The sequence below is a fragment of the Sinomonas terricola genome, assembly GCF_034931225.1.
Classification (GTDB): Bacteria; Actinomycetota; Actinomycetes; order Actinomycetales; family Micrococcaceae; genus Sinomonas; species Sinomonas terricola.
On the sequence record NZ_JAYGGQ010000021.1, the window covers coordinates 30,099 to 45,373 of the forward strand.

Consider the following 15,275-nt stretch of genomic DNA (forward strand, 5'->3'; position numbering starts at 1 on the left):
CGTAGCCAGCAGCGGTCGGACGAAAGCGGTACGAGAACTCCTAGTCTGGGCGCCTGAACGCCAATGGTGATGGTTCGACATGGGCTGGCTGGGCCCCGGGCGGCGCACGGGCGGAGATACCTCTTCGTCTGGTTAGAGCGTCGCTCCGATTCCCCATTCCATAGCGCCCTCCTGCCCGGGGGCCAGCCGCTGTCTCGGCAAGCGTGAGCGTGAGTTCTCCCGTTTCGACGTCACCGGGCCTGAGGTAAGGATGTGCGCCCAGGACGAATGGTGCTGGCCGGGACGAGTCGTTGGTGAGGCTCTGGCGCACGCGGAGCCCGCCGTCGTCGTCGATCGTGTACTCGACGCGGTGCCGGACGAGGAACGGGTACCCCTGCTGCGGGAAGACTGCTGCCTCGAGCACGACGCGGTCCTCCGCAGTGTCGAGGAGCTCATAACCGGTGTGCCGAAGCAGTCCGTGGATTGCGTTGTTCAGCGAGGGTTCAGTGATGTCGAGCTGCTGGACCGTGCCGTCGAGCGTCCAGCGCCCGTCCTCGATCCGGTTGGCCCACGGAGCGAGCGTGATTCCGGCCGCGTACGGCGGAACCTCGTCGTCGGCGAAGGTCTCGGAGAGCCGGACGCCGTCGACCTCGAAGGAGCGCAGGGTGGCTGCGAGCTCGGTGACGACGGCGGTGCTGCCGCCGCGGGAGATGCGGTACTGGCGGCCGGTCGCCGATGCGCGTCGGGTCGCGGCCGCGCTCGGGGTGCCCAGGATCCCCGAGCGCGGCTGCGATTCCTTGATCATGTGGCCAAGGGCCATATGGTCAGCTCCTGGTTGTCGATGGGCATCGGGAGTCGCCTCGGATTGGCCCCCTCAGCCGCCGAGGAGACTCACCGGCCCGTAGGTCTGGCCCGGGTAGGACGTCAAAGGCGTCCAGATCGCGTTGCCGTTCGAGTCCCACGTGACGTAGACGGGGTTGATCGTGCTTCCGCCCGTCAGAGTGGCGGTGTTGCCGTCGTACCACTGGTCGCCGCCGTTGCTTTCGGAGCTCACGAGGTAATAGGTGGTATTGGCGGCAAGCGCGACAGGCTGGGCGAGGGCCGCGTATTGGAGGCCCTGGGCATCGACGTTCGCGACCGCGGTGTCGACGGTCGCGCCGGCGACGAGGGTGCCGTCGGTCTTGTAGAGCGACAAGTTGTGGGTCTTCGCGTTTCCAGAAACGTGCATCCGCCCGAGTGCGGAGACCACGAGCCCTGCGGACCCGGTGGTGAACTGCATCCCCACGCTGCCGTCGAAGTTGTTGCGCGCGGTCCCGTTGGTCACGGTCTTCAGGAAGGGCGTGACGCCGATCGTGGCCCTGTCCGGCGCGATCAGGTATCCGGTGCTGCTGGCGTTCTTGGTGCCCAAGACGGTGACGGTGAGCGTGTGGGGCCCGGCTGCGAGGTTGTCCGCGTGCCACAGCAGTTGGTTCCCATGCCGGGAGGCGCTGTAGAAGTCCACGAGGGTGGGGGTGCCGCCGTCGACCGAAACGTTGGCCTGGCCCTCGTTGGTGTCGGTGACCCCGTAGAGCCCAATGGTCGTGCCGGAAGTGGAGGTGGCGTTGAAGGAGAGCTTGGCGGTGTCGTTGGCAATCGAGTCCCAGTGGGTCGTTCCGCCGAAGAGGTTTTGTGGGTCGCCGCACGCGGTGCCCGAGCAGGCCAGCCATGTGGCGCCGGTGTAGTTCCACTGGTTGGCCCCGGTCCCGGTGACGCTGTCGTCGACGCTGGTGATCGGCCCTGGAACGGCTGGGACGAGGCTGTTGACGACCGCGCGGTCGATCACCGGCACGATGCCGCTGCTCTGGTTGTCCTTCTGGTTGGTGACGGTCACGGTCAACGTGTGGCTGCCGTTGGTGAGGCCCGTGCTCGTGTAGACCGGGACGTTCGTTGCCCGGGACGACGAGTAGAAGTCGACCGGGGTCGCGGTGGCTCCGTCGACCGAGATGTTGGCGATGCCCTCGTTGGTGTCGGTGATGCCATAGAGGGCCACCCCAGTGCCGGAGAAGGTCAGCGTGGCCTTGTCAGCGGCGGTTCCGTCCCAGCTCGCCGTGCTGGCGTACATGTCGTTCGGATCAGCGCAGGAGGTGGAGGAGCAGTGCACCCACCCCGAGCCCGTGTAGGCCCACTGATTCGCCCCGGCACCGGTGGTGGCGTCGTCGACGGTGGTGGTCACCGTGGGGTCGATCTCGGCGCGGTCGAGCGCGACCATCGTGCCGCTACTCTGCGGGTTCGCGGATCCGGAGGCAGTGACGGTCAACGTGTGGTTCCCGGTGCCGAGCTGGGGGCTTTCCCACATGAGCTGGTCGCCGTGACGTGCTGCGGAGTAGAAATCGAGCTCAGTGGCGGGGCCGCCGTCGACGGAGACGGTGGCGCGGCCTCCGTTGGTGTCGGTGACACCGAACAGGCGCACCCGGCCGCCGGTGAAGGACATCGAGGCCGCGTCGTTTGCCGTCGAGTCCCAGTGGGTCGTGCCGCTGTAGAGGTTCTCCGAGCCGGCGCACCCGGTGCCCGAGCAGCTCTGCCACCCGCTCCCGGTGTAGTTCCACTGGTTCGCGCCGCTGCCGGTGGAGCTGTCGTCGACCTCGGTGCTGGCCCCAGCGCCGGTGTAGGCCGCGCCGGAGACGACGTAGGTGGTTACCGAATCAGCCGGGACCGTATCGGACAGCGTCCCGGAGGTCGTGCTGAACGTGGCCGGGGTGATCGTGGCGAGGTGCTTCTCGTTGGCGCCGCCCGAGCCGTTCACCAGGTCGGCGGCGGTCTGGTAGGCGGTGACCGTCGCCCCGGTGAGGCCGAAGCGGGATAGGTCGTACGAGTTGGTCGCCGAGGTGGTGGCGGCGTTCGTGGTGACGATCACAAGCTTCTTCGACCCTTGGTCCCACGCCGTGAAGGTGCTGGGGTCGCTGTTGCGGATCATGCGGTAGCCCGGGCGGACGAACTCCGAGTAGTTTCCCATCGCGTAGTACCGCAGCGGGAAGGTCACGGCCTGGTTGGAGCCGGAGGAGTAGTCGATCCCGGCCAGGCCCCAGAGGTCGTTCACATCCCCTCCGCCGTTCATGAGGCTCTGGGCGGTGGTCTGGTTGGCGAAGGGGCCGTCTGCGGCCTGCCAAGCCACCCACGCCGACGGGTGCATCTCGTTCTCGTTCTTCAGGATGTCCTGCGAGAGCGTCATCGCGGCGGTGGCCGCGGCGGTCGACGGATGGTTCTCGACGTTGGCGTTGACATCACCGTTGGCGCCCCACTCGGACATCCATACCGGCTTGTTCGCCTGTTGCCCGAGCAGGTACAGCGGGGTCCCGCTCTCCGTGCCGGGCGCCCAATCGCCGTAGTCATGCGAGTTCAGCTGGGCCACGATCGCCTGCTGCGCCGAGGAATAGCCGTTGTAGTCGGACATCGACCCTGCAATGTTGAGCTCCTCCGGGGCGGAGATGTGGGTGTAGGCGAGGCCGCTCAGGTCGCTGGCCAGGTCGGAGACGATCGCTCCCTGCTGTGCGGCGGTGCTGACGACCATGCCCTGCTGGCATTTGGTCCCCGACGCCGGGGACGCAACGCAGTTCTTGTTGTTCCAGCCGGACTTCGCGGGCTCGTTCACCGGAGCGATCGTGCTGAACGGGATCCCCTCGTTGTCGTGGAAGTGCTTGACGACGGCGGCGAGGTAGTCCGCGTAGTTCTGATTGTTGGCCGTGTCGAGGTTGTCGGTGCCGCTCCCCGTCGTCGGATCGGGGACGGATCCGCCGCTGCAGTTGTTCTTCGTCATCGACGCCGGCGCCGAGTACGCCGCCGCGGCGAACACGTTCGCCCCGTTGGCCCGAGCGTCCTTCAGGACGTTCATCTGGTTCGGATCCTTGGTCCAGTCGTAGTTGGGGCTGGTCGGATCCGACCCCGGCGCGGTACCCGCGCCGCCTCCCGTTGACCCGGTGACGCTGATCGTGTCGAAGGACGGACTCGCGGCCCCCACCCGCATGTTCGCCGAGCAAGTGTCCCCGGGGGTGGCAGCGCCGATCGCGTATCGGACGACGTTGAGCCCCAAGCCGTTGCCGCCTGGGGTAAGCCCGAAGATCGCGCTGTCCAGCGCCTGGCGCTTCGTAGGGTCCCATCCGCCGGCACCCTCCGCCCACCAGGCCAGCGAAGTCCCCCAACCTTGGATCGTCTGATAGGAGACGCTGGGGTCGACGACGATCGAGCCGCCGCCGCCAGCCGCTGCCACGGGGGTGGCTCTCAGACCGACGACGGCGCTGGCGAGCAGGGCGGAAGTCAACAGGCCGATTCCGGCAGTCCGGACGCTTCGTTGCATGGGACGCTCCTTTTCAGGCGACTCGTCCGGCGTCTTCGCACGGACGTTCTGTCTTTAAGTAAGGTGGGCCAGGCCCGCCGAGAACAGCACGTCCCGCCTTACTTCATGGACGAAAAGACGGGTCTAGGGCTCTTGATCGGAATCCCTGGAGAGAGCAGGTCCACGTTCACGGCGGCGTCCCTACTCGACGTTTGCGCCACAGAGAACGCGTTCGAGGCGATCGTCGCCATCATCGACCGACACCGCGCGAGCGGCGGTCTGTCGTCGACCAGGAGCACATTGGCAGACGTGCCTGCCACCGCGAGCCCGAGGGGCGCGGTCCGGAACGTGGACTCGGCAGGGTTCAGGATGGCCTCCTTGACCCACCCGGGAACACCGCCGTCGCCCTCGTCGTCAACAGCCGCTTTTCCCTCGGCCTGACGCTGCGCTCTCATCAGCACGTCGACGCCTTCCGAGCCGGAGAGCCCGAGGCCGCGGAGAAGACTCTTTGCGGCGCCCGCGCGCAGTGGCCGCACAGCCGGGTTGCTCAGCGGAGGTCGGCTTCGAGCGTGGTGCCGTAGGGCACGGCGTCGCTGAGCTCCACCGTGACGGTGCTGTGGTCGAGGCGTGTGACGAGGACGCCCCGGGACTGCCTCGGTATGGCCTGTTCGATGGCCGCTTCGACTGCCCTGTCGATCTCAGCCTGGAGTCCGGCCGGGCTGGACGCCGTCGCTGTGATGGAGAACGTGCTATTCATCGGATTTTCCTCCTCAGGTGACGGGATGCCTGGTCGGGGGGCAGCACACGAGGGCGCGGTGGGAATCAGGCGAGGACAGGCGGATGTCCGCGATTCAGCCCTTTTCGTGGTTGCGGTACTGCCGTGGGCTGATGCCGTGAACTTTCTTGAACATCCGGGCGAAGTAGAAGGGGTCGTCGTAGCCGACGAGCCCGGCGATGCGCTCGATGGGGGTGTTGGTCGTGTCGAGCAGTTCGCGGGCCCGCTGCATCCTCAGCTGGGTCTGAAATTGCACGACTGGGAAGCCGGTGCGCTCCTTGAACAGGGCCGCGAAGTGGGACCGGCTGAGCCCTGCCATGGCGGCGAGGCCGTCGACGCTGACTCTGGCCGTGATGTTGTTGCGCAGGTGCTCGACGATGCTCTCCACCGCGGCGTGCACCCCGGGACCGGGCAGCTGGTCCGTCGCCAGGAGAGCGAGGAGGTGGGCGGCGGCTCCGCTGGAGGCGATCAGGCTAGCGTCGGTGGTGTCCTTCTCATGCCAGGTGACGACCTCGCTGGCCAGGGAGGCCATGCGCACGGGGTCTGCCATGCGCCGGATCGCCGGAAGAGCGCGCGCGTTGAGCGCGGCCAGGAAGGCAGCCGCGCCGGGCCCTTCAACGTGCAGCCACCACAGCGTCCACGGATCCTGGTCCGAGGCGGCATAGGCGTGGGGGATTCCCGCCGGGAGGATGGCCGCCTCGCCTGCGTTGACCTCTGTCGGGGCATAGCCGTCGACCCGGACCCAGCCGGAGCCCTTCACGCACATGAGGACCACGGTCTGGGTGATGCCCTTGTGCCGGGTGCGGCCGTGGTGCCTGGCGTTGGGGAAGTAGCCGCAGTCTGTGACCACGAGATTGGCGGTCGCCGGACTGTCGAGGGCCAGCTTGACCCGCGGCCGCGGCAGCACGGACATGCGCTGGCCGGTGAAGCCCTCGCGGAGGAAGGAGCGCTCCGGCTCCTCCCTCCGCAGGTCCAGCGAGTTCACAGCACCGCCTTCCTCAGGTGAGCCAGCTGGCCGCGGATCGTCTCCACCTCCGCATCCCTGGCATCGTTCGGGTCCTCTCTGAACAGAAGTATCGACGGAAGGCTGGTGGCAAAGAAGTCGACGGAGGCTTCCTGCACGGCGTAGCCCTCGACCCATTCTTCGAGCCCTCGTGCGAGATCCTCGGCGTCCGCGTCCCGCCCGAGGCGGTACCTGGCTTCGATGGCGTGGATGGTCCTCACGCTGTACGGGGCCTGGGCCATCTTCTCGAAGTCCGCGACCTCCCCCGCGGCGCGCTCCCAGGCCGCGTGCGCCTCATCGGTCCGGCCGATGGCCTCGAGGGCGTCGCCGAGGACGAGGTGCAGCTCGGCGGTGTTGGCCAGGGGATGGCGGCCTTCGCCTAGGTTGTCCGGAGGGAGGAGGGCCGAGCGGATCGTCGCCTCGGCCAGCACGGGGTTGCCTTCAGCGAGGGCTTCCCGCGCCTCGGCGAGGCAGAGCCGGTCCCACACAGCAAGGACCTGGCCTTCCCCTCCCTCCCACGGCTGGAACGCCCGGGACACGATCCGCCCCCTTGCTTCGGCGATCCGGCCGACATCCAGCAGAAGGTTGGCGTAGACGACGGTCAGATCGTCCCGGCTGCCGATGAGCTGCGGATGCCGCTCGAGCACCGCGAGGCGCTCTGCCGCCGTCGCCTTCTGCCTCAAGGCCAGCTGGTCGGCCTCGTAGAGCAGTTTGGCGTTGCCACCGTCCAGGACGAGGGCGGTCCGGTAGTGCTCGGCCGCGGTGTCCGGCGTCCGTTCGACGTTGTAGGTGCCGATGCCGAGGTTCCGGTGGAGACGGACTGCGAGAGAGAGGTCGTTGGCGACGGCGATCCCTGCCCGCCATTCGGCGAGGGCGTCCTTCTCCCGCCCCACGTGGTAGTACCAGTCGCCCAGCAGGGCGCGGGCGAGCGCCTCATCGGGCCGGAGTGCCAGGGCGTGGCGGATGGCGTCGACGTCGTCGAGCCGGGACGGCGCGGCGTGGCGGGCATCATGTGCGTCGGTGGCCTTGAGGGCCTCGAGCGCAGCCTTTTCCCGCCCGGCCAGGGACAGGATCCGGGCGCGGTGGTAGGAGATCAGGGGCCCGACGTTCACCTGGCCTAAGGCCTGGCGGCTGAGAAGGAACTCACATCGGTCGAGGACCGCAAGGGCCCGGTCTGTGAACCCCGCAGAACTGTACTCGAGGGCGACATCGAGCAGAACGGTGGAGTCCTTGATCAGGGGATCGCCGGCAAGGTCGAGGGCCCAGGCGTCGAGCGGATCCCGTTCGAGGACATCGTCAAGGAGCTCCTCCACCGTCGTGCCGTCTCCACTGCGGAGCGCGATGGCCGCGAGGAGGTTGGCTGACTGGGTGTGGTTCGGATCCGCGGCGCGCACCTGGGCAAGCAGGTCTTGCGCCTTGCGGTCGTCACCGGCGCGGAGGCAGAGCTTGGCGAGCGCGTACCGCGCCGGCGTGGCCAAGGCGGCGTCCCAGCTTGCGCGGCCGAGCGCTTCCCGCGCCCCGTGCTCGTCGCCGAGGCGCGAGAGGGCGAGGCCGAGCATGTAGTGGGCCTGCCCGTCGTCGGGGGTCGGGGCCCAGAACGTACGACGCGCGGTGCTCACCTTCAGCAGCTCGGCGCCCCTCGCGTAGTCGGCGCGCTGGTAGGCGAGGATGCCGAGTGCGAGGGTGGCCCGGGACTCCTCAGGATCGCGGGCGAGCACCTCGTCCCAGTAGGGCTCAGGCGATCGTGTCGCGTGCCGGTACTGCTGGAGATACGTGGCGATATGGACGAGCTCGTCGATCGTGGCCACGTCGGAGGGCTGGGGCGGGGCAATGGCCGTTCGCGGGCGTCCGCCGTTCTTATGCCCGGATTCGGTTGTTCCCTCCAAGATCTCGACGCCGTCCCTGGAGATTGAGATCCGCACTGGTTCGGGGCTGTTTCCAAGACGCGCGGCGAATCGGGGCGAGGTCTCGGGAGTCAACACGACGCGCTCGGTGTGCTGGTAGACGCCACGGCGGACGACGACGTCGACCGCGCCCAGCGCTTCGGCCGCCGCCAGCCCCACCTGCACGGCGAGCCCAGAGGCGTCGATGTGCACGGCGAGACGGTCGTTGGCGATGTGGGCCGGGCCGATCTCGCGGATCGGATACCAGTACTGGCTGAAAGTCTTGGTCTCCCCCGGCGCGAGGAAGGCAAAGTCGGGCTGGTTGTCGGTGTAGACCCCCGCCATGAGCTCGACGTACGGCCCGTCGCCGTCGGTGAGGTTGCGGTCCCAGGCCCAGCCGAAGGGCGCGTTGCCCCAGGTCCACTGCTTCTTCCCCGGTGAGACGGTGCGGTCGGCCCAGTGGACGAAGCCGACGCGGTCCCGGTGGTCGTAGCCGCCGAAGAACTCGGCGTCGGTGTCGGTGACCATGTACGAGGTCGGGACCGGGATGTTGCGGTACCAGTCCAGCCGCCCGGACTTGGGATCGTTCGGATCGACCGCCGCAGCGTAGTCAATGCCGTAGTACGGGGAGTCCGGGGCCGGAAACCGGGTCACGTCGCGCTTGGCATGGTCGGCCACGTACGCCACGTCAGGCGGGAAGAAGGACTGATAGTCGTCGTGGACGGCGGCGGCGACGTTGGCCCACCACAGGAAGGTCTGACGTGTCTCGCTGCGGTTGTACAGGCGGACTCGGGCCTCGATCCGGGAGCTGTCCGGGTTGAGGCGGATGCCGTGCATCCCCTTCATGCGGGCGAACGGGTCGTGGTCCGAGCACCACACGGTGACCGACCCGTCGTCGTCGCGCTCGATCGCGACGCACGTCGGCAGGTAGGTGGCGGGGCGGTGGTGCTGCGGCCAGTTGAATTCGACGCCCCCGGATACCCAGGGGCCGGTGAGCCCGACGAGGGCTGGCTTGATGACGTTGTTCCGGTAGAAGATGTCCTTCCCGGAGACCTTGTCGAGGGCGATGTGGATGCGCCCGCCGAGCTCCGGCAGGATCACGACGCGGATCCAGCGGTTCTCCAGGTGCACCGCCCGCCACGCGTGCGGGCGCTTCTCGTGGCTGATCCGTTCGTGGAACGGCAGCGGGTACACCCGCCCCGAGGATCCCTGGTACACGCGGTTGTTGAGGAACGCCGGGAATCCGTCCGGCTCCTCGGGCTCATAGGTGTCGATGGTCAGGGGCTCTTCCCACGCCGCGACAGGCAGGGCCGCCTGTGCGGAGGGGATTTCGGGGAGCCGGATCGTCGACGGAGGGGTGCTCATGCATCGTCCTTGAGGTCTGTGTCGTTCAGGTGATCAGTTCTGGGGCGCGGGCGCGAAGAGGCGGTTGGCGCGGCGCTGGAAGTCGACGTTCCGCCAGCCGCTCGGGTGGTGGGGTGCCGAGTTCGAGCCGGGAAGGGTCCCCCAATAGCCGAGTTGCGCGCACAGGCGGACCGCCTGGAGGGCGAACTCCTGCCCGGCGGGCCCGTCCTCGAATTCGGCCTCAAGTGGGGTGTAGCCAATCCAGCCCTCGCCGATCACGGCCGGCACGCCGTGCTGCCGTGCCCAGGTAGCCACGGCCCTGAGGCGGACCGAGACACGTTCCTGCATCGCGGCCGCGTGGGCCTGATAGTGGCGGTAGAGCCAGTCGTCCCACTTGACTGGATCCACCCAGTCGTAGGTGTAGAACATGCTCAGCGAGATCCCGGTCGCGGCGAGGCGCCACGGCTCCACGTGCCCTGCCCAGGAGTCGAAGTCCGGGGCATCGTCCCTGAGCAGCGTCTTCAGCTCGGGGGTGGGGAACAGCGGCGGTGTGGCCCGCACCTTCGCCCAGTCCTCGAGGGCGCCCAAGACGCCATAGACGTAGAAGTGGTGGTGTGCCACCTGGGCGTTCTCTGGCATCGAGGTCAGGTCCAGGTACGGAGGGATCCCGTAGCACGCGGTGGAGAGCACCTCGGGGTAGGCGTCCTGCAGGATCGCCAGCGCCTTCTCCAGGTAGGGCTTCTGGGCATGGAAGGTGTCCTCCCCCGCCCCCACCACTTCAGTGAGCCGGGAGAGATCGACCTCGTTGTGGACCTCGATGTAGGCCACGCGGTCGAGGAGCCCGTGCTCCCGCAGGAAGTCGAGCAGCCGGACCTCGGCCTCGGCGAGGGCCTGATGCCGCTGGCCCGGCGGAATCGAAGTGATCGCCTCGTGCCACACGGGTGTGTCGAGGAATGCGGGGCTCTGCTGGTACTCCCACGAGGAGACGATGACGAACACGTCGTGTCGCCGAGCCGCTTTGAACAGCTCGAGCAGGTACTCCTTGAGGTTCAGGACGGCGCCTCCGCGCACGTTATACCAGCGTGTGCCCTGGCCCACGGAGTCGCCGATCGCCGCGAAGCGAAGGGCGCTCGTGTCGATGCGGTGCTCCCCGAAGAGCAGGAGCGGGGCGGCGCAGATCCGGATCGTGTTGTAGCCGCGATCGACGAGCTCCCCGAACGCCGCATCGAGGTCATGGAAAGGCTCGCCCGGCATGGTCTGGGTGTACCAGCTGAAGTCCCACAGGCAGATCCTGAGCTTGTCGGGCAGATGCGAAGGCGGGCTCACGGGGCTGTTCGGCTGAGTCATCCTTTGACGCTTCCTTCGGTGAGGCCCGCGCGCCAGAAGCGCTGCAGGCTGACGATGGCGATCATGATCGGGACCACGGAGAGCAGGGCGCCCCCCACGGTGAGCTGGTAGAGCTCGGGGTGCCGGTCGGCGACGCTCTGCCAGCTGACCAGCCCGAGGGTGATCGGATACAGGTTCTGGTCGGAGAGCATCACCAGGGGCAGGAAGTAGTTGTTCCAGATGCCCACGAACTGGAAGAGGAACACGGTCACCGCCGCCGGTGCCATGAGGCGCAGCACGAGGCCCGCGAAGATCCGGAATTCTCCCGCCCCATCCAGCCGCGCGGCTTCCAGGAGCGTGTCCGGGACGGCGGCAGTGGCGTAGATCCGCCCGAGATACACCCCGAACGGGCTCACGAGCGACGGGATCAGGACCGCCCAGAGCGTGTTCACGAGCCCGAGCTGGGACATGAAGAGGAACAGGGGAAGGGCCAGCGCGGTTCCCGGGATCATCACGCCAGCGAGGACGATGTTGAACACCATCTCTCTGCCGCGGAACGCGAATTTAGCCAGGCAGTAGCCGGCGGCAATCGACATCAGCGTCGCGCCCAGCGCGCCCACACCGGAATAGAGCAGACTGTTGAGCGCCCAGCGGAGGTAGATCCCGCCGTCGCGGGTCAGGACGCGCCCGAGGTTCTCCAGCAGCTGCGGATTCTGCAGGCTGAGCCCCGAGGATCCGAAGAGGTCGCCCGTGTCCTTCGTGGACGCGATCAGGAGCCAGTAGAGGGGGAACAGGAAGTAGAGGGAGGCCACAGCCAGGGCCGCAGGGGTCAGGATTCTCGCGGTGGCCTTCGTGCGGTGCGGGGACCGGGAGGTCGTGCCGGGGCCGGTCGAGGGGAGGCTGCGGACGCCTGTGCTGGGACGCAGCGACGATGGGGCGCTCATGATTCCCTCCTGCGGGAGACGAGCTTGAGGAAGCCGAACGAGAACACGCACGCCACTGCCGCAAGCAGCACGGACTCGGCGGCGGCCTGGTTGTTGTTGTTGCTCGTGAACGCCTGGGCGTACGCGGCCATGTTCGGCGTGAAGTCGGCCGTGATCGAGCCTGTGAGAGCCTTGAGCACCAGCGGCTCGGCGAACAGCTGCAGGGTTCCGATGATCGTGAACACGGTCGTGAGGACGATGGCCGGCCAGATGAGCGGGATCTTGATCCGGGTGATCACCTGCCAGGCGTTGGCGCCGTCGATCTCGGCCGCCTCGAAGAGGTCCGCGTCGATCGACTTCAGCTGGGCGACGACGATGAGCATGTTGTAGCCCGCGTACTGCCAGGTGACGATGTTCGCGATCGACCACAGGATCGTGCCCGCGCCGAGGAAGTCCAGGTGCAGCCCGGCCGCTTGGCCGAGTCCGATCAGGGGCGAGAGCCCCGGGGTGTAGAGGAAGCCCCACAGGATCGAGGCGATGACGCCTGGCACCCCGTAGGGCAGGAAGTAGGCGGAGCGGAAGAAGCGGACCCATCGTGCGGACGCCGAGTCCAGCAGGAGCGCAAGCGTGGTCGCGAGCGCGATCATCACCGGCACCTGTACCGAGGCGAAGAGCAGCACGCGGCCGATGCTTGCTGTGAATCCGGGATCCTGGAGGGCAGAGGCGTAGTTCGCAGCGCCCGCGAAGACGGTGTTCGTCCCGCCCTCGCCGAATGCTCCAGAACGCTGGATCTTGGTGAGGCTGTCGAAGATCGCGTAGCCGATCGGGACGACGATCGCGAAGAGAAACAGGGCGCAGAAGGGGCCGAGCAGGCCGAGGACGGCGAGACGGCGCCGGGTTTTCGTGGACTTCACCACGGATTCCTTTCGGTGCCCGGGGGGACCGGCCCAGCGGGCCGGTCCCCCCCGGGGGTGGTTACTGGCCGGCGCGGACCTTCAGGCCTTTGGCCTGCAGGTCTGCGATGGTCTCCTTCTGGGCGTTCTTGACGGCGTCGACGAACGTCCCGTTGCCGGCCACCGCGGCGGCGAAGCCGTCGTTGAGGTGGGTGTACGTGTCAGCCGTCGTCGGGATCCAGCCCCAGCTGTTGTTGACAGCTTCGTCGGAAGCCTTGAACACGTCACGGTTGGCGTTCTGCCCGCCGACGAACGGATCGGGCTGGTCAAGGGTCGTCCCGTCGAGACCGTTCTTGACGGCCGGCCAGCCATAGCCGCCCTTGATGAGCAGGTTGATGCTGTCCTTGTTGGTGTTGAGCCAGATGGCGAACTTGGCCGCGGCCGCGGCGTTCTTCGTCCCCTTCAGCACCGCCGTTGACGAGCCTCCCCAGTTGGCCGAGGAGAAGGAGCCGCTCGTGGACCACTGGGGCATCGGGGCGACCTGCCACTTGCCCGAGGTGGCAGGGGCGTTGCCGGTGAGGATGGAGCCGCCCCACTGGGCTGACGGCCATGCAACGATGTTGCCCTTCTGCAGGTCGCTGTACCAGCCATTGGCGAAATCAGGCTCCGTGGAGATCAGTCCCTGCTTGCGCAGGTCGTCCCAGTACTGGGCTACCTTCAGCGTCTCGGCAGAGTCGATGTTGACCGTCCACGTGTCGCCGTCGAGCCCGAACCACTTGGCTCCCGCCTGCCAGGCGAGGGAGGCGAACCAGGCCGAGTTGCCCGGCGGGAAGGTGTTGATGAGCTTGGTCGGATCAGCCTGGTGGATCTTCTTCGCGGCGGCCGCGTACTCGTCCCAGGTCTTGGGCGCGGACAGCCCCAGGGAGTCGAAGATGTCCTTGCGGTAGTACAGGCCCATCGGCCCAGATGCCTGCGGCACCGCGTAGACGTGCCCGCCGAAGGTCGACTGGGCAAGCTGCCAGTCCACGAACTGGTCCTTCTGCTGGTCCATGCCCAGCGGGCCGAGGTCCACGAGGCCGTTCTCGAGCACGAACTGGGGAAGCTCCTGGTACTCGACCTGGGCCACGTCCGGGGCCCCAGTGCCGGCCTTGAGCGCCGCGAGCATTTTGGCATAGGTGCCGTTGGACCCGGCGGGGGTGGTATCGAGCGTGACGTGGATGTCGGGGTTCTGCTGGTTCCACAGCTCAACGGCCTTGTCGACCCCAGGAACCCACGACCAGAACGTGATGTCCGCCTTCTGGTTCTGGCTCGACACTGCCGGCGACGGCGCACCGGCACTGCAAGCCGAAAGGCCCAACGCGGCGGCCGTGGCCGCGGCGGCCAAGCCCACGACCGCTTGTCTCCTACTGATCTTCATGTTGGTCTCCTCCTCGAGAATCCGGTGTACCTACGACGGTATGTCCGGAAAACCCGGAGAAAAAGCTCGAATCAACGACAAACATGGACTAAACGCCGAAGCCGGTGCTTTAGGAAACCTGTAATCCTCAGTACCAATGAGACAACCCGACGAAACATGCATCGCAGAAACAGCCCTCGAGCTCGACGTCGAACTCTCGAACTAGACGCGGTCGTCTGCCAGCATCCCTGAGGTTCATCGGCGACTCACGACGGTCGTCCAATCGGTGAAACTCACGGTGGACGCCCAACACCAGCGCGCACACCTTCACCAGCGTGAACAGCGGCACGGCCGGACATCACTGGCGCGTCCACGACCGCGAGCGCCCCGGCCATCCAATGGAACTTCGACGGCGGCACAATCAGGTGGGGGTCGGGTGGCTCGGCAGAGTCGACGGTTGCCGACTCCGCCCCAAAACGTTGCGGGCCAGCACCTCGTGCCGGACGGCCAGGCCCAGAACCAGGCCGAGGACGACGCGAGCCTGCTTGGCGCGGTTGGAGCTCTTCTTCGCAAGCTGCTAGAGGAAGTTGTCGCAGCGTGCGACGCCGATCTCCCGCAGGGTCAGGCTCTCGAAGGCCGGCAGGACGAGTCTGTTCATGGTCTGCTCGCAGCGCTGTCGTGTCCTCTTGGAGAGGCGGCATTCGAGATCGAGGTCCTCGAGCCAGTAGGCGACCAGTTCAGGGAACGGGCTGTCTGCGGTGAGCGTCGAAGAGGAAGGCTGGAAGAGGCTCCCCTCGATGAGCTTTGCCTTCAACTCTCCCTCGGCAGCCTTCGGCGTCGCGCCGGTGGCCTGGACCAGCCGGGTCCCGCCGTCCCAGCCGTGGTAGCGCGCGGGCGACGCCGCGCCCGTCCGCCAAGGCAGGCGGCCCAGAATCGCGCTTCCGCTCGATCCAGGCCCGGACGTCGGAGACAGCTAACTTCAGGCGCTTGCCGAAGCGGTAGCCGCGAGGGCCCAGGCCCCGAGTACGCCGGTCGTAGACCGTGGAGACCGGAACCCGCAGGCAATCGGCGAGCTCGCCGACGTCGAGCAGGGCCTCCAGCCCCCAGGGGTTCCCCGCCTCCGTGTGATCGGTGTCCATGCCCCACAGGTGCGCCGCACTCCCACACAAGGACCGGAAGCGATCGGAGCGGTCGTCTGCCTGCCGGAGCGCAGCAGCGCCGGAGCCGCTCAGAGAGGTCAAAACGATGGGTATTCGATGACCGGATCAAGTCTCACAACCTAAAAAGCCGCGGGAACCCTTGAGTTCCCGCGGCTTCGATGAGCCCCCTGCCGGATTCGAACCGGCGACCCTCTGTTTACAAGACAGATGCTCTGGCCAACTGAGCTAAGGAGGCGCGGCGCCAGTCTCAGCCGACGCACCACACCAGCGTAGCGCCTGCCACG

General features: G+C 67.4%; 12 protein-coding genes and 1 tRNA gene. All 13 read right to left on the reverse strand.

The window, feature by feature from the left end; all coding sequences use genetic code 11:
* Window positions 1-40: 40 nt before the first annotated feature.
* Window positions 41-799 carry an aldose epimerase family protein gene (locus SPF06_RS20350; RefSeq protein WP_323280989.1) on the reverse strand — a complete coding sequence of 253 codons (759 nt, stop codon included), beginning with the start codon at window positions 797-799 and terminating at the stop codon, window positions 41-43.
* Window positions 800-853: 54 nt separating this feature from the next.
* Window positions 854-4,309: a glycoside hydrolase gene (locus SPF06_RS20355; RefSeq protein WP_323280990.1), complete on the reverse strand. Its 3,456-nt coding sequence runs from the start codon at window positions 4,307-4,309 to the stop codon at window positions 854-856.
* 98 nt (window positions 4,310-4,407) lie between these two features.
* Window positions 4,408-4,824: a hypothetical protein gene (locus tag SPF06_RS20360; RefSeq protein WP_323280991.1), complete on the reverse strand. Its 417-nt coding sequence runs from the start codon at window positions 4,822-4,824 to the stop codon at window positions 4,408-4,410.
* 11 nt (window positions 4,825-4,835) lie between these two features.
* Window positions 4,836-5,045, reverse strand: a complete 210-nt coding sequence (locus tag SPF06_RS20365; RefSeq protein WP_323280992.1) for a hypothetical protein — start codon at window positions 5,043-5,045, stop codon at window positions 4,836-4,838.
* Between the two features lie 94 nt (window positions 5,046-5,139).
* Window positions 5,140-6,048, reverse strand: a complete 909-nt coding sequence (locus tag SPF06_RS20370; RefSeq protein WP_323280993.1) for an AraC family transcriptional regulator — start codon at window positions 6,046-6,048, stop codon at window positions 5,140-5,142.
* The gene (locus tag SPF06_RS20375; RefSeq protein ID WP_323280994.1) at window positions 6,045-9,314 is read right to left on the reverse strand and encodes a DUF5107 domain-containing protein; all 3,270 of its coding nucleotides are present in this window, start codon (window positions 9,312-9,314) and stop codon (window positions 6,045-6,047) included. The genes SPF06_RS20370 and SPF06_RS20375 overlap by 4 nt, the downstream gene beginning before the upstream one ends.
* A gap of 33 nt (window positions 9,315-9,347) precedes the next feature.
* Complete coding sequence (locus SPF06_RS20380) at window positions 9,348-10,640, reverse strand: cellulase-like family protein (RefSeq protein ID WP_323280995.1); 1,293 nt, start codon at window positions 10,638-10,640, stop codon at window positions 9,348-9,350.
* Window positions 10,637-11,563, reverse strand: coding sequence for a carbohydrate ABC transporter permease (locus SPF06_RS20385; protein ID WP_323280996.1), 927 nt, complete (start codon window positions 11,561-11,563; stop codon window positions 10,637-10,639). The genes SPF06_RS20380 and SPF06_RS20385 overlap by 4 nt, the downstream gene beginning before the upstream one ends.
* Window positions 11,560-12,459 (reverse strand): carbohydrate ABC transporter permease, encoded by a 900-nt coding sequence (locus SPF06_RS20390; RefSeq protein WP_428985809.1) that lies wholly within the window; start codon window positions 12,457-12,459, stop codon window positions 11,560-11,562. The genes SPF06_RS20385 and SPF06_RS20390 overlap by 4 nt, the downstream gene beginning before the upstream one ends.
* Before the next feature lie 58 nt (window positions 12,460-12,517).
* Window positions 12,518-13,852 (reverse strand): ABC transporter substrate-binding protein, encoded by a 1,335-nt coding sequence (locus tag SPF06_RS20395; protein WP_323280998.1) that lies wholly within the window; start codon window positions 13,850-13,852, stop codon window positions 12,518-12,520.
* Between the two features lie 556 nt (window positions 13,853-14,408).
* Window positions 14,409-14,645, reverse strand: coding sequence for a tyrosine-type recombinase/integrase (locus SPF06_RS20400; protein ID WP_323281009.1), 237 nt, complete (start codon window positions 14,643-14,645; stop codon window positions 14,409-14,411).
* Window positions 14,569-14,970: a helix-turn-helix domain-containing protein gene (locus SPF06_RS20405; protein WP_323280999.1), complete on the reverse strand. Its 402-nt coding sequence runs from the start codon at window positions 14,968-14,970 to the stop codon at window positions 14,569-14,571. The genes SPF06_RS20400 and SPF06_RS20405 overlap by 77 nt, the downstream gene beginning before the upstream one ends.
* A 182-nt stretch (window positions 14,971-15,152) precedes the next feature.
* Window positions 15,153-15,226, reverse strand: a tRNA-Thr gene (locus SPF06_RS20410).
* Window positions 15,227-15,275 lie beyond the last annotated feature (49 nt).